At 41.2% G+C, this 14,006-nt stretch carries 15 protein-coding genes, 1 tRNA gene and 1 pseudogene; 8 read left to right on the top strand and 9 right to left on the bottom strand.

Features of this window, described 5'->3' with window-relative positions; genetic code table 11:
* The first annotated feature begins 9 nt into the window (after positions 1–9).
* Entirely contained in the window at positions 10–933 is a 924-nt protein-coding gene (locus QUE60_RS07950; RefSeq protein WP_286226666.1) for a DUF6268 family outer membrane beta-barrel protein, read from the top strand.
* Between the two features lie 140 nt (positions 934–1,073).
* On the opposite strand, the gene QUE60_RS07955 is transcribed toward QUE60_RS07950, so the two are convergent.
* Both QUE60_RS07955 and QUE60_RS07960 read right to left on the bottom strand, forming a co-directional pair.
* Positions 1,074–1,340, bottom strand: coding sequence for a Txe/YoeB family addiction module toxin (locus tag QUE60_RS07955; RefSeq protein ID WP_286226667.1), 267 nt, complete (start codon positions 1,338–1,340; stop codon positions 1,074–1,076).
* A complete protein-coding gene (locus QUE60_RS07960) occupies positions 1,334–1,576 on the bottom strand; it encodes a type II toxin-antitoxin system Phd/YefM family antitoxin (protein ID WP_215370129.1) in 243 nt (80 codons plus the stop codon). Before QUE60_RS07960 ends, QUE60_RS07955 begins: the two co-directional genes overlap by 7 nt.
* Positions 1,577–2,116: 540 nt before the next feature.
* On the opposite strand from QUE60_RS07960, the gene QUE60_RS07965 reads away from it, so the two are divergent.
* The gene (locus QUE60_RS07965; protein ID WP_286226669.1) at positions 2,117–3,328 is read left to right on the top strand and encodes a tyrosine-type recombinase/integrase; all 1,212 of its coding nucleotides are present in this window, start codon (positions 2,117–2,119) and stop codon (positions 3,326–3,328) included.
* 25 nt (positions 3,329–3,353) lie between these two features.
* Here QUE60_RS07965 and QUE60_RS07970 read toward each other — a convergent pair whose 3' ends face one another.
* On the bottom strand, positions 3,354–3,734 hold the full coding sequence (locus QUE60_RS07970; RefSeq protein WP_286226670.1) for a helix-turn-helix domain-containing protein: 381 nt from the start codon (positions 3,732–3,734) through the stop codon (positions 3,354–3,356).
* 304 nt (positions 3,735–4,038) lie between these two features.
* On the opposite strand from QUE60_RS07970, the gene QUE60_RS07975 reads away from it, so the two are divergent.
* Positions 4,039–5,151, top strand: coding sequence for a hypothetical protein (locus tag QUE60_RS07975; RefSeq protein ID WP_286226671.1), 1,113 nt, complete (start codon positions 4,039–4,041; stop codon positions 5,149–5,151).
* 9 nt (positions 5,152–5,160) lie between these two features.
* Positions 5,161–5,970, top strand: coding sequence for a hypothetical protein (locus QUE60_RS07980; protein WP_286226672.1), 810 nt, complete (start codon positions 5,161–5,163; stop codon positions 5,968–5,970).
* 387 nt (positions 5,971–6,357) lie between these two features.
* On the opposite strand, the pseudogene QUE60_RS07985 reads toward QUE60_RS07980, so the two are convergent.
* Together QUE60_RS07985 and QUE60_RS07990 are read right to left on the bottom strand one after the other, a co-directional pair.
* Positions 6,358–6,933: pseudogene (locus QUE60_RS07985) on the bottom strand (tyrosine-type recombinase/integrase).
* Positions 6,934–7,809: 876 nt separating this feature from the next.
* Positions 7,810–8,169, bottom strand: a complete 360-nt coding sequence (locus QUE60_RS07990) for a hypothetical protein (RefSeq protein WP_286226673.1) — start codon at positions 8,167–8,169, stop codon at positions 7,810–7,812.
* Positions 8,170–8,473: 304 nt separating this feature from the next.
* On the opposite strand from QUE60_RS07990, the gene QUE60_RS07995 reads away from it, so the two are divergent.
* From QUE60_RS07995 to QUE60_RS08010, 4 genes are all read left to right on the top strand, one after another.
* On the top strand, positions 8,474–8,917 hold the full coding sequence (locus tag QUE60_RS07995) for a DUF6641 family protein (RefSeq protein ID WP_286226674.1): 444 nt from the start codon (positions 8,474–8,476) through the stop codon (positions 8,915–8,917).
* 63 nt (positions 8,918–8,980) lie between these two features.
* Complete coding sequence (locus QUE60_RS08000; protein ID WP_286226675.1) at positions 8,981–9,187, top strand: hypothetical protein; 207 nt, start codon at positions 8,981–8,983, stop codon at positions 9,185–9,187.
* 116 nt (positions 9,188–9,303) lie between these two features.
* Positions 9,304–9,380: transfer RNA gene (locus tag QUE60_RS08005), tRNA-Met, on the top strand.
* 62 nt (positions 9,381–9,442) lie between these two features.
* Positions 9,443–9,589 carry a hypothetical protein gene (locus QUE60_RS08010; RefSeq protein WP_286226676.1) on the top strand — a complete coding sequence of 49 codons (147 nt, stop codon included), beginning with the start codon at positions 9,443–9,445 and terminating at the stop codon, positions 9,587–9,589.
* Positions 9,590–9,700: 111 nt separating this feature from the next.
* Here QUE60_RS08010 and QUE60_RS08015 read toward each other — a convergent pair whose 3' ends face one another.
* From QUE60_RS08015 to QUE60_RS08030, 4 genes are read right to left on the bottom strand one after another with little or no spacing between them, the layout of a single operon-like run.
* The gene (locus tag QUE60_RS08015; RefSeq protein WP_286226677.1) at positions 9,701–10,948 is read right to left on the bottom strand and encodes a Coenzyme F420 hydrogenase/dehydrogenase, beta subunit C-terminal domain; all 1,248 of its coding nucleotides are present in this window, start codon (positions 10,946–10,948) and stop codon (positions 9,701–9,703) included.
* Positions 10,938–12,263, bottom strand: a complete 1,326-nt coding sequence (locus QUE60_RS08020) for a TRAP transporter large permease (RefSeq protein WP_286226678.1) — start codon at positions 12,261–12,263, stop codon at positions 10,938–10,940. Before QUE60_RS08020 ends, QUE60_RS08015 begins: the two co-directional genes overlap by 11 nt.
* Positions 12,256–12,780, bottom strand: coding sequence for a TRAP transporter small permease subunit (locus tag QUE60_RS08025; RefSeq protein ID WP_286226679.1), 525 nt, complete (start codon positions 12,778–12,780; stop codon positions 12,256–12,258). Before QUE60_RS08025 ends, QUE60_RS08020 begins: the two co-directional genes overlap by 8 nt.
* Before the next feature lie 20 nt (positions 12,781–12,800).
* Complete coding sequence (locus QUE60_RS08030; protein WP_286226680.1) at positions 12,801–13,901, bottom strand: TRAP transporter substrate-binding protein; 1,101 nt, start codon at positions 13,899–13,901, stop codon at positions 12,801–12,803.
* Positions 13,902–14,006 lie beyond the last annotated feature (105 nt).

Here is a 14,006-nt window from a genome sequence, read left to right on the forward strand (position 1 = left end):
CATCTATAAATGCTCAGATACCTAGTCCTCTTTGCTAGTTTTGTCGTCTTTAGTGGATATGCCCCTCTCTCCTTAGCTCAACCCACTGGGATTTCTCAAAGTCCTGGACTGAAAGCGTCTGTCAGTGCAGTTGGCATTAATCAATTTAATACCAATCTAAATTCTGGGGGTAGCTTTGGATGGTCGTATGCCAGCGCATCACTCGGACTTCTAAACAATGTCTCTCCAGTCACTACAGTTGGTGTGTCATTACGCTATGAAACCGAGTTTTGGAACTGGAGCAATATGCAGGACTATAACTTGGGAGGCAAAAATCCTTGGGGCACCATTCAAAGCCCTGGGGTGAGTTTTATTTACTCCCATAAATTTGATTCGGATTGGAAGCTCAATTTAATTCCTACCATTGAGTCAAATGCCGAACAAGGTGCTGAGCTTGGTAACTCTTTAACCTATGGCACGATTGTGAATGCTTCCAAGCAACTTTCGCCCACTCTCAATCTTGGTTTAGGTACTGGAGTCTTTCGACAAATAGATACCAATCGTATTTTTCCTTTCATTGTGATTGATTGGAAAATTACCGACCGCTGGAATCTTAACAATCCATTTCCTGGCGGCCCTGCTGGTGGCGCAGGCCTTGAATTGAGTTATGCGGTCACACCCCAATTTAAGATATCAGGCGGTGCGGCTTATCGAAGTTACCGCTTTCGTCTGAGCAACTCCAGCGCCTATGCTGGCGGCGTCGGACAAAACAAATTTGTTCCCATTTTTGCGCGATTCTCATATGCATTTGATCGAACCACTTTACTAGATCTCTATACGATCGCTAATGTCGGTGGTAGCGTTTCAGCAATTGATCCAAATGGTAATACTGTACTCAGCACCAATTACAAAACAGCCCCTGCGATTGCCTTGAGTCTAGTAAAGCGCTTCTAATTCCAGGAATGGCCGCCAGTTAATGTCGCACTTATATTAGTTGCAGGATTCACAATTCTGGGAATTAGCTCAGCTGGTTAGAGCGACGGAATCATCAGCTCGAAGTTTCGGGAAAATTCTCAGTCGTTTTAAACGATAAATTAATCGTAGTGGGTCCACATCCTCAAAATACGAACAGTCTTTTCTTTACGAAAAACCTCGTAAACTAAACGATGTTGAATATTGATTCTGCGAGAATAAGCACCCCTTAAATCCCCCACCAACTTTTCGTATGGCGGCGGATTTTGAAACGGATCTACTGCTAATAGATCCAATAAATTCTGGGCTTTATCTCTTAATCCAGCAGCTGAGAGTTTTTTAGCGTCTTTAAGGGCAAACTTGGAATAGGCCAAATTCCAAGCTACCACTTCAATGTCCTTTTGCTCTTAGCCAAAGGCTCAGCCATGGATTCTTTAATGGACTCGCGCATTCCTGGGATAGCTAATAGATACAGCGTTTCCTGAATGGCACTCCAATCTTCTTCAGAAATTAAAACGGCATTACTGCGCTTGCCTGAAATAAGCACTGGCTTATGTGTTTCTGCAGTTTGATCAATTAAGCGATATAAACCTGCTCGCGCTTCACTTGCGGTTAATGTGGTCATGATTTAACTCCTTTCCAGCATAGTACGTAAAAACGTACGTTTTGTCAATGGATCAATCAATCCGCTGAACTAAAAGAAAATAGCTAAATAAGTGAGCAATTGTGATTCTTGGTAACACGTGGCGGGATCGACCATGGCTGAGCACGCCTGACTCTAACTCTAGACTGTCGTTTTAAATGACATTTCCCAAGCAGGATTTAGCACCGCAGCCACAACGGTTTGAGCCATCAGACAGAGTCAGCCACAGCTGGCACATTCACACAGCACCACAGTCAATTTGCTACAATCCTTAGTTTGGCGAATTAGCTCAGCTGGTTAGAGCGACGGAATCATAACGATGATTTTGAGTAATAAAACAGTTTTACAACATTGGTTTAAGCATACGCTCACTATGTTGTTCGATTCGCACCACTCAACACGGCACTCACTAATCTAAAACACATTCGCAGTAGCGTTCGCAGAACATCGTGTGAGATTTTGACAACGATGTAGCGGTTAATCGTCGCAGAAAATTTCTAACGACAGCACACTACGCTGTGTATGAAAGACCTTCGGTTTATTTTCACCACAGCCACCAAAAAAATACCCTCATCTCTAAAACTCTTTGACGGCAAACTCACTGTTTATAAGCGTTCGCAGTCTGCACAGTGGCAATGTCGCTTTAAACTCAGTAATGGCAAATGGCACAGTGCGAGCTGTGCTACTACTGATTTAAGCGCAGCAAAACAACAAGCAATACTGTTATATGAGACTGTCAAACTGAAAGTGGATGCGGGTTTAGCGATTCACACGAAAACATTTGGGCAAATTGCACGTGAAGAAATTACACGCTTAGCACGAGTGGCGACCACACGACAGAGTGAGCGCAAATACAAAGACTATTTGTTTATTTTGGAAAAATATCTCATTCCGTTTTTTGGCAGCTATGCAGTTGCTGACATTAATGATGAAGTGGTTGCCGAATTTAGTGCGTGGCGTTTAGCAGAAATGGGGAAAGATGCAAAAGCGATTACGAAGAAACATCACGCAATGGCATTTAATCACATTGTGCAGATTGCACGTAAGCGTGGTTATGTATCAGTGAATAAAGTCATTGCCCAATTAGACATTAGTGGTGCAAAGAGCGAACCACGTCCTGCGTTTAATAGTGAAGAGATAGCGCAACTGTATGTCTATATGCCACTGTGGCAAAAGGATGTAATCCACAAAGACTCTGAAGCAGCACGTATCTTATGCACGGCATATATAAAGTTTTTAGTGAATACTGGTGTGCGCCACAGCACCGAATCGATGCCACTACGGTGGAAACACTTACAGTGGCACTATATCGGTAGTAAGCGTTATTTGCGTATATGGGTAAGTGGTAAAACAGGAGCACGTTATCTAATTGCAAAACACGATGTCATTAGCGTATTAGAAGAGCTGCTTAAGTGGCAACAATTACCGTATCGCACATTAGATGAAGTGATTAAAGCAAAGTTGGATAGACGCATCTTTACGCTACCCACAGGCGAGATGCCTCACCTACTCGAAAACATCTTTCGCCACTTAATGATCAAAAGTGGCTTACTAAAGAATGCTGCGGGACAGAATCGAACCTTATACAGCTTACGACATACCTATGCAACGGAAGCGTTAGCAAAAGGAATTGATATTCATACGTTAGCCAAACAAATGGGAACCAGCGTGGTAATGATTGAAAAGCACTACAGCAAACTAACTGCGATGATGAGTGCGGAGCGATTGGCTTAAATATCGTTTTGAAACGACTTTTTATTCACTTATTGCGACCCAAGTTGGGGGGGGGGGGGGGGGGGGGGGAATTTAAAACCGTATCCGCATATTGCGTAAAACCCGAAATCACCTTAATTAATTTATCGGTGGGCTCGATGTATTTCACTCGCGCATCTATATCATCACTGCGATGTTTAATCCACTCTTCTTTTAATAGGCGTTTGTAATGATGCCGAATGGCAGTGTAGCTATGCGGCAAAGAGGAGAACAAAGACTTAACAGTAATGCTTTGATTTGTTTTATATGCAATTACTATCTGCAATAGTAAGTCATATGCTACTAATGAATTAGCAATAGGCAATAACTTTTTATCGCAGCCTCGCAATAAAAAGAGCTTCGAAATAATTTCAGTTTCTTTATCCACAAAACTAATTAGTAATTATGTTTTTTATAACTATAAGATTCCTTTTAAATATTTGCAATTCTAAAAACATTTAAATTAAACATTTGTTTTTGCTATTTGTTCATTTGTAAATTTAATTACAAAAAGCAACAATAGTGCGCTATGGATAACAATGAATATTCAGAAAAAGAGCTTTTGTATTACAAAACTCGCTTTCTTCAAAAAATTAGCAAAAGCTTAAAACTGACTAATGCACTATTAGCATTTTTCGCAGTTTTGTATCTTTGCCAATTAGTATTTCCACTCTTTGTTAGCAGTAATTAATATGCAAACACAAGAAACACAAACAACGCAAGCAGATGAAATTAGCATTGAAGATATTGCTAAATTTATTAAAGAAGAGTTTTGGAAAATTTCTATTTCGGGCTTAATAGGAATTGGAATTGCACTAATTTTTAGCTTCACATTTGGAAAATATGAAGCTAAGTTAATTTACACAAATTACAGTGGAATAGATATCCCGAGATTAAAATCGCTACAAGTATCTCTGCCCAAACTTTATGAAGAAACTGAAAAAAATGATGCTAAGAATGATTTTTTAAAAAGTGAAAAAGTTTGGGAATCTTCAGTTAAACCAAATATCCTAATAAAAAAATCAGATGGAAAAGATTTATTAGATGTTTCAGCACTCACCAAAGCCTCCAATAGCATTCCAACTATTGAAATCGTCGGTTATGGCACTTCTAAAGCTGTAGCAATTAAAAATGCAGAAACAATCAGTAATTTTTTTATAAATGGCTCTTCTTACCTTCAATTGCGTGATCTTATTCGCAACTACGATTTGAGATCAATTTCTGTCGTTAGCAATGCACAGAAGAAAGTGTCCGCTTTAGAAATTGAATCTGTTTATTTAGAAAAAAGAATTAAAAATCTAAATTCACTTAGAAATCAATTCCCAAATGCTATCAATGCAGGCAGTCAAGTAGTCGATGCAAAAGATAGTGGAGCAAAGTATCTTCCAATATCGACTCAAATTATCGCAGCAACTACAGATTTAAATGGAATACAGGAACAATTAGCACGACTTAGGGATGAAGAGTTGCAAGTTAAAGTCTATTCAAGCTTTGCAGATAGTGGTAAGAAGATATTGACGGAAACTTTTGACCCAAAACAATTAATTGATACGCTATTAGCTGTTATTGAGGGAATCCAAAAGTCAATTCCACCCTCTAATACTATTCAAGTTAATGCAGCAGAATCGATTAGAGTTGATTTGAAATCAATTGAAACCGATAACCTATATGGATTACGTCAAATTGGTGAGATTGATGTTTCGAGTCCTAAATATATTAAGTATTTAGGTATTGGTTTATTCGCTGGGCTAATGTTTGGCTTTATGTTCAGCATAGCACTTAGACTGAAATCTAAATTTTTCTAAATTATGTCTGTGTCAATAAAGCGTTTCTTTTCAGCTTTACTATTTTTTCTGTTTTCATATTCTGCATACTCTCAAACACAACCTACTAATTTTGTAGCTAAATTTGAATATGACTTAAAGCTTAGCGTTGATGCAAATAAGCGTGCAGCTTACTTAAAGAAAAATAACGAACAACCAAGTGCTTATGAAAGAGTCTTTACTGTGCTTACAGGAACAGTTCAGGTTGCGAATGTTGTAGATGACGTTAAATTTACACAAAGCTCCTATCAAATAACATCGATTGGAAATCTAATTGCAGGTCTATCAACTGCACTCGGAGGACAGCGTTTAGTTAGAGAATCAATTGGCACTATTAACGCAAATGGGCTGCTCTCTTCTGTCTATCAGGAAAAGCGCGGCAATACGGATTTATTAATTAGTCGTTATGAACCTCCTAAAAAATCAATTACTTTTTTTAAAGCTTCTTTTCGCAATCCTATTAATTCCACTGTGTTAGAAGGACAGCTTATTGATTTAGTGAATGTGGGCTATCAGTTTATCGGTCGCCCTCTTCCTACCAAACCAATCACTTATCAAGTAAGTGATGCACGTTCAGTAAAACGCTATACCCTTATACCCGCAGAGGTTTGGGAGTTTCCAATCGACGGTAAAAAAATTAAAGCGACACGCTTTTATAAGACAACGTCTAAAGACGATACCAATACGTTTGAAATTTGGTTTTCGGAAGGAAAGAATTTACCAATACGCTCTGTTATTGGACTTAGTGAGCAATACGGCGCAACGATTCAGGTTGATTTAAAGAAACTGCCAAATTTATAACGATGCAACGTAATTCTTTAATCGTAATGATTTCAATCTTAGCTATTTGCTTTGTTGTGCTGACTCTTATTTTTCAAAATATCTGCAGTCCTACTAAAAATATTGTCTCAAATTCTGCGAATGCATTGATTGAGAATGTTATTCCTCAGCCTACAAATAATCAGAAGCAACCTGACCCATTAAGTTATGAAGGCGTAAAGCGTGTGATTGTGAAGTGGGTTTCGCAATACTGCGCAAAGCAGTAGATTTTAATTAATATGCTTAAAAAAGCGCTTCTTCATCTATTGCTATCATTATTCTATGCTATTGGTTCTTTTTTATTGATATTTGGCAATATCTTTATTCATTTATCTGAAAAAATTTTAACTTACTTAGATAAAAAGTAATCTAAACCAACTCCACTGCCCTTCGCTTCATCTCGTCATTGACGTCAATATACGCCTGTGTTGTCGTAATACTGCGATGCCCTGCTAAGCTCATTAGCACACGCACACCTATGCCCTTATTTGCTAAATTCGTAATAAACGTGCGTCTGCCACTGTGTGAGCTCGCGCCGTCAATGCCCACACGCTTATACAGATAGTGGAAGAACTGCGTTAAGGTATTGGCACTAAAGCCATTGCTATTGGCTTTCTGACTGTAAAACAGCCTTTGATTGAGATTGGTAGGAATATAACTGCGTCAATACAGCTCTAACTCTTTACGCAAACGTTCATTCACAAACACAATACGAGCGTGATTGCCCTTCGTTTGTGCTGCAGTAAGTCGTATCTCTGCTTTGATTACGCCACTGCTATCAATTACATCGCTGTATGTAAGACTCGCTACTTCTCCCACACGCATTCCACTTAAAAATGTGGTCATTATGATGGCGCGATTACGTGCTGCGTGTTTGCGAGTGGCGACGTAATCCAATACGCGTCGTAGTTCCGTTTGCGTCAGCGTCTTTGCTTGCTTACTCATTGCGGTTTTCTCCTCTAAATCTAAGCATTACGTAAGTAATACTATGTATTCTTTGTTTGTTATTTCCTACCTCTTTTTATCTGTTTTTTATGCTATTAATTTCTTTCCACAAAACAATGAGATAGCAGCAGTCGCATTACAGATATAACAAAATTGCTATTTCCTTATATTGGTTTATTTAGTGCAGCACGTATTGATTACTTCATTTTTGTAGTCAAAATGCCACATATACAGCAGAGTATTTTTTAGCTTCGCTGCATAGTGTTCTGTGTCATTAATACAAAGACACGTGAAGTTAGCTAAAACGTGCTTATTTGACGTTTTTGACGTATTTACGTAGTGGTTTTGTAAGCGTAGTGCTTGATGAGTAATGAAGCAAACTACGTTTGCTTGTGCTTTCACAAAAGCTTCGCTTTTGTTCAGCACATCTTTCTTTCTTTTCTTTTTTCTTATTTCGTTTGTTTGATGGATTACTTATTTGATTACTTCAATGAGAAGTAATAAAGAGAAATAAAGCAATATTGATTTTAATGATTACACTGGTTTTTGAGCAAAGAACGGCTATACGCATACTCTTTAAAGTATTCGTTTAGTCGTCCTTACTAATAAACTTCACCACTACTGGTTCCGTCGCATAGTCCTGTAATACAGTTTTACGTAAGACAATCGTATTAAAACTTACAACTCACTTCTGCATTGATTTGCATTGTGAGCTACTGTGCGGCACTTACTCTATTGTGTGATTTGCTATTACAGCAACAAATCACAGAGCACAGACGCATTAGCCGTCATATTCCAATCTGCGTTTTTGTCCTTTTTTAGCGCAGCGACTTATCTGCGGTATTTGCCTATCTTTGCCTATTTTTCTTACTGTGTTTATTTAGGTGCTTGTCGATTTGCCTTAATTTTTCTACGTGCTTTCTTAATGTGTCGATTTGCCTTAAATTCTGCTCGTTTTAGCTTTTTGCCTAAATTCATTACTTCATACGTTTGGCGCTTCGTAATACTGCTGCGCTTTTGACTGTGATTGGCGCAATAGTAAAAGTCCATTAATACGTCTTTTTGCGTCTCACTTAAGAGCTCAATTTTGTGCTTTAGTAAGTAAAACGCTGTCTTTTGCGCTTGTAATAGCCATATGTCCGTTTTTTCAAACTGTGCAGTGCTAATGCCATTCGCTAATAGCCACTGTGCTGTTTTTTGCTCATTTTTAAGGGTTTTAAAGTCTGCTGTATTCATACATTTATTTAGCAATACCTAATAAAAGCCTAAAATTTTCTATTTTTCTTATATAAATCAGCTACTTAGAAAGCGTCGTTTTAAACGACATTTCTGCTATTTTTGCCCTATTTGCGTAGTGCTGCATATGCCTAAATCTATTAAAAATAGGCTGTTTTTAAGCTTTTATTAGGCTTTTATTAGCTTATTTAGGTGCGTATGTGGGATAGCGTTAAAAACACGCTAAAAACCACCTAAAAATTGGTAGGAATTGCGCTTTATTGAAACTACAGTGTGCGTATTGCATTGATTAGGAGAAACGCATATGAGCACATTAACTTCACTAAAACTGTCTGCTGCTAAAAAACCTGCGCATTTAAGTGCAGTGGTGATTCGTCGCAATAAATTGATAGCCAAATTGTGGGAGCAAATCCAACTGGCTAAAAGTCAAATTGAGGGCACTGCATTTACGGTAAAGAAGTTTAGAAGTATTAAAGACAGCGAAACGGGACTGCGTAAAAGTGTTGAAGTGAATAAACGCATACGCGAGTGGTGGTTTAGAAACGATGCGGGTAAGGTTTGTGTGAGCATTCGCTACGGCACGCAAGTCATTGAGTTAGCAAAAGGCAAACACAGTATTGAAGTGGAGAATGCACAGGCACTGATTAAAGCATTAGAGACCGTAAAGCAAGCAGTAGAAGCGGGAGAATTGGATACACAGATTGAGAATGCGGGCAATCATTTGCGCAGTGGCTTTCGTAAATCCTAATGTGTGCGTCGTGTTGAAACGACACAGTGAATAGCGATAAGTGCATACGGGTTAAATAGTTGTATGCGCTTTTTTGAGATTTCCAATCATCATTCCGTCGCTCCAACGAAACCACAGACGCCCGCACAAGCTCGCATTAGGTCATTGCAGCAGCAAAAAAACAGTGTCAATCGTGCGCTGCAAGCAGAACGTAAGCGACAGCGCATCGCACGTGCGCAGCAGTCATTAGCACGTGCGACTGCACCCATCACTACGATTAAACAGATTTAGACACCCTAAAACAGGATTAAAGCCCGTAGCCACAACGGTTTGAGCCATCAGTTAGAGTCAGCCACAGCTGGCACATTCACACAGCACCACAGTCAATTTGCTACAATTCTCAGTTCGGCGAATTAGCTCAGCTGGTTAGAGCGACGGAATCATAATCCGCAGGTCCGGGGTTCAAATCCCTGATTCGCCACCAAATTCTGCCCTCAGCTTGTCTGGGGGCTTTGTTTTTGGACTGTTTATTGGTAAGGTATCTCGATGATTTCAAGAACATGGTGGATGATCTTTGGCTTTATTGCCCTTGGCCTGGGCTTTTACATGTACATTCGGGATAAAGACCTCATTGGTATCGTGATTGCTATCTTAATTTTATTTGGTGCCTTCTCGACTAAACCCAAAAAATAGTTTGTTATGGATCCAAAAACACGACGGGAGCGCGATGAAGCGGTTAAGCGTAAATATATTTATAAACCGGTCTTCATTATTTTTGGCATCCTAAATCTTTTAATCATTGCCCTATTTGTTATTTCTCTCTAGGTGATTTTTTAGTTCGTCGGATTTAGCTTCTAAGCTATATGGCTTAACCAGCAGCCAAACATGATTGGGCACCATGTTTTTCATCTTCTTTGGCAGTTCTCTGCGAAGATGCAATACCGTTTCAATGGCTTTCATCTCCACCCGCGCTCTTGCGAACTCAAGCCCCCTGGGTCCAATCTTTGGCATGAGCCACCCGACGATGGGTCTTAACCAATTGGGCATCTGTCGCAGCGGCAAACCGCCAGCGGCTAACTCAACGTTTTTCATAAATCCTTTGACCGGACCCACACGATTACCAGCGCTCTCTGGTTCGCTTAGTTTGATTTGATTACCTAATAAATTCAGTAATTCCTCTCCCTGTTGATTGCGCACAATTAACCATTGCTCGCCAGAGCCGCCCATGTAGCCAACCGTGATATCGGAGAGAGCATTGGTGTAATCCACGCAGGTTCTACACGTCAACGGGAAAAAATCAGGTCTAAGCTTGGATAACGGCAGCATCAAAAATGGAATTGTTTTTTTTCGTCCATCTTGATATCTCAACTCCACATGGTAGTCGGCTCTAAACTCTAAATAAGTGATCTCTTCTGGACTCTCATCAATCAGTTGTAAAAACTCGTGAAAGTTCTCAGTGCTGGTATTGTCTGAACAGGGTGTGCCAATCACATAGAGTTTCTTTAGGTTTAACTCTTTTTCTAAGGCCCTCAAGGCATAGACCTGGCAAGGAATGCCAATCACTCCAAGCCGTTGGTAATTTCTTTCTCTTGCGACGTCAAGAAGCGCTAGAAGCGGGGCGTATCCCATCCGCATACCCCGTGCTTGATAGAGCTCTTTTGCATCTGTAATTAGGACAGGCATGGGACGCCAGCGATCGTCAGGATCTGGTGCCATTGTTAATACGGCATCTACTAAATTGTTCTTGAGAAGTTGGCTAGCAATCGAGGTTGTGATTCCGGTCCACTGGGCACCCTTGAGCGGATCATGCATACTGGCTCGGTACATCTTGCGATAAACTCCAAAGAAGAGTTGATCGCCACTCAATGCTCGGTCTTTTCCATGAATTGCTTGCTCAAGGGATTCGTATTGAGGGTCAATAAACTGACAGGCTCGACCACAGCGCTTGGGATCAGATGAACGAGAAATGCCACAGTCAGTACAGAGCTCGCGCTCGGGCGCAGGGCCCGAGTGCGAGAGTGATTCAATGCCAATTACTTTTTTACCATCCAATTAATTTAGGCAACCATAGTGAGATTTGAGGGAACTGGAACACTAAGTATAGTGTCACGCCCTGCATCGCAATAAAGGGTATGGCGCCTTTGTAAAGGTGTTTAATTTGTACCTCGGGTGGAGCAACCCCTTTGAGATAAAAGAGGGCCCAACCAAATGGCGGGGTTAAGAATGATGATTGCAAACATACCGTAATCATCATTGCTACCCAAACTGGGTCGGCACCTTGGGATAACAAAACAGGCATAAATAGCGGGACAGCAATATAGCTGATCTCAATCCATTCCAAGAAAAACCCTAATACAAAGATAAGGAGCAACATCAACCAAATATCACTATTGAGACCCCCAGGCACGACATTAAATAATTTGGCAATCAACTCTTCGCCATTGAGCCCTCTAAAGGCTAAAGAAAAGACTTGGGCACAAATCAAAATAAACATCATGAGGGCACTAATCTTGGTGGTATCAACCATCGTTGCCTTTAAGCGCTCCCAGGTTAAGCGGCCAGAAAATGCGGTTACTAAGATTGCCCCAAAAGAGCCCATTGCTGCAGCTTCTGTCGGAGCAGCAATACCGCCAACAATGGAACCCAACACAGCAATAACTAACATGATGGGTGGCACAACCACTTTCCAGAATCGAACCCAAAGCTCTTTACCCGAAACCTTACTTCTTTCCTCAAGGGGAATGGGTGGCATCAGATTAGGTTTAATCAATCCCTGGATATACAAGTAAATGATATATACCGTGGTTAGCAACAAACCAGGCATAACGGCGGCAGCAAATAGAGTACCCACTGAAAGTTGCAAAATGTCAGAGAGCAGAATAAGGATCAAACTAGGAGGAATGATTTGACCCAAAGTTCCAGACGCCATAATTGTGCCGCAGGCAATCCCTTTGTCATATCCCCGCCTTAACAGAGTTGGTAAAGTGAGCAGTCCGAGCGTGATGATGGTGGCGCCCACAATTCCGGTCGTAGCTCCCATTAAGGCGCCAAAGAGAATGATGCCGATTGCCATACCACCCTTAACGCCGCCAGCTAAATGGCCAATCACATCGAGTAAATCATCGGCAAGCCTTGATTTCTCGAGCATGATGCCCATGAAGATAAACAGTGGAATCGCTAGCCATTGATAGCCGCCAACCACCCCAAAGACACGGGCGGGCAGCAAATTAAAGAGCGTGTCACCAAAGCCAATAAAACCAAACACGAATCCAACAGTTGCCAGTGAGATCGCAACGGGCACACCAATCATGAGCATGACAAAAAACCCGCCCAACATCAAAAATGCAATGATCTCGGGATTAAACATGATCCACCCCCTTGTTTCCAGGTCGGTTGAGATAAACCCGAATTGCTTCTGCAGTCCCCTGCAATGCAAGCAATCCAAAGCCGAATGGGATTAAGCCCTTGATGAACCAGCGTGCCGGTATGCCACCCGGATCAGGCGACTTCTCGCCAATCGAAAATGATTGCCCGACATACCCTATCGACACTTTGATAAAGATCAAAGCAATCAACACGGTAAGGATGGCCGAGAGCATATCGACAATGTATTTTTTCTGCGGAGTGTAATTGGCGTAAAACAAATCAACCCGTACATTGTCACCACGGAGTAAGGAATAACTCATACCGAATAAAATCATGGCCGCTAACAGGTGCCACTCCAATTCCTGAGCCCAAACACTTCCAAGACTCATTGAATAACGCAAGACCACATTGATGACGATCAGTAAAACAATTGACAAGGTGAGCCAGGAGGCCACCTTGCCAAATACATCAATCAAGGTCTCAATGCGCGACGCAATAACTACCGATGCTTTTTGCACTGAATCTCCCAATTTGTTAATTAACCACGAACCTTGCTGTGATAGGCTGCTTCACTGTAGACTGCCCAAGCATCGTATTTTTTCTTGTAGGCAAAATAGGAGTCATGAACCTTCTTGGTAATCGGATCCTTTGCAGCTTCCTCATTCAGAATCTTCATGGTTTCATCACGCATCGCTTTAATGACAGAGTCTGGTAATTGCAAGGCTTGCACGCCTTGCTTCTTCACTAAATCTTCCATAGCATCTGCGTTATTTTTCTGACACCATGCTTCACCAATCACATTACAGGCCGCAGCAGCATTGGTAACAACTTCCTGTAGATCTTTTGGTAGTTTCATCCAAGCTGCTTTATTGATCAGTAACTCAGACGTGGTTGCGGGCTCATGCCAGCCGGTGGTGTAATAAAACTTAGCAGCCTTTTGTAAGCCAAGACGACGGTCTTGGAATGGGCCAACAAACTCAGCAGCATCAATTACGCCGCGCTCAAGTGCTGGAAAAATTTCTCCGGCGGGTAATACCTTCACGTCTACACCTAATTTGGCATAGACTTTGCCAGCCAACCCAGGAATGCGCATCTTCAAACCTTTAAGGTCAGCTACAGAGTTGATTTTTTTCTTAAACCAACCTGTCATTTGAACACCAGTATTACCGCAAGCCATGGCCACCATTCCAAACGGGGCATACACTTCGTTCCACAAATCATTACCACCACCGTCATAGAGCCAGCCATTCATACCCTGAAAGTTAAGGCCAAATGGCACGGCGGTGAAATATTGTGCAGCTGCTGTTTTGCCAGTCCAGAAATAGGCATTTGCATGATTCATCTCAACTGTGCCTGCACGCACTGCATCAAAACCCTCAAAAGCTGGGATCAGTTCACCTGCACCGAATACCTGAATACGTAAACGACCACCTGACATTTCGAGAATACGCTTCGCCAAATCAGTAGCGCTACCTGGACCATCCATATAAAAGGGTGCGCCTTTTGGATAGGCACTGGTCATCTTCCAATTAAACGTTTGTGCAGACTGAGCCTTTACAATGGCAGGCGCAGCAAGGGCGGCACCAGCAACACCAGCACCTAAACTTTTGGTTAAAAACTTACGACGGGTTGAACTCATTTGTTTTCTCCTTGGTTATGAAATTCCAAACAATGTGTTGCGAATACATGAAGTACTTAATCGAAGCGATATGCCAAAATTTAGTAGTTCACTGCTAATTAAATT

It is taken from the genome of Polynucleobacter sp. HIN11, assembly GCF_030297675.1.
Classification (GTDB): domain Bacteria; phylum Pseudomonadota; class Gammaproteobacteria; order Burkholderiales; family Burkholderiaceae; genus Polynucleobacter.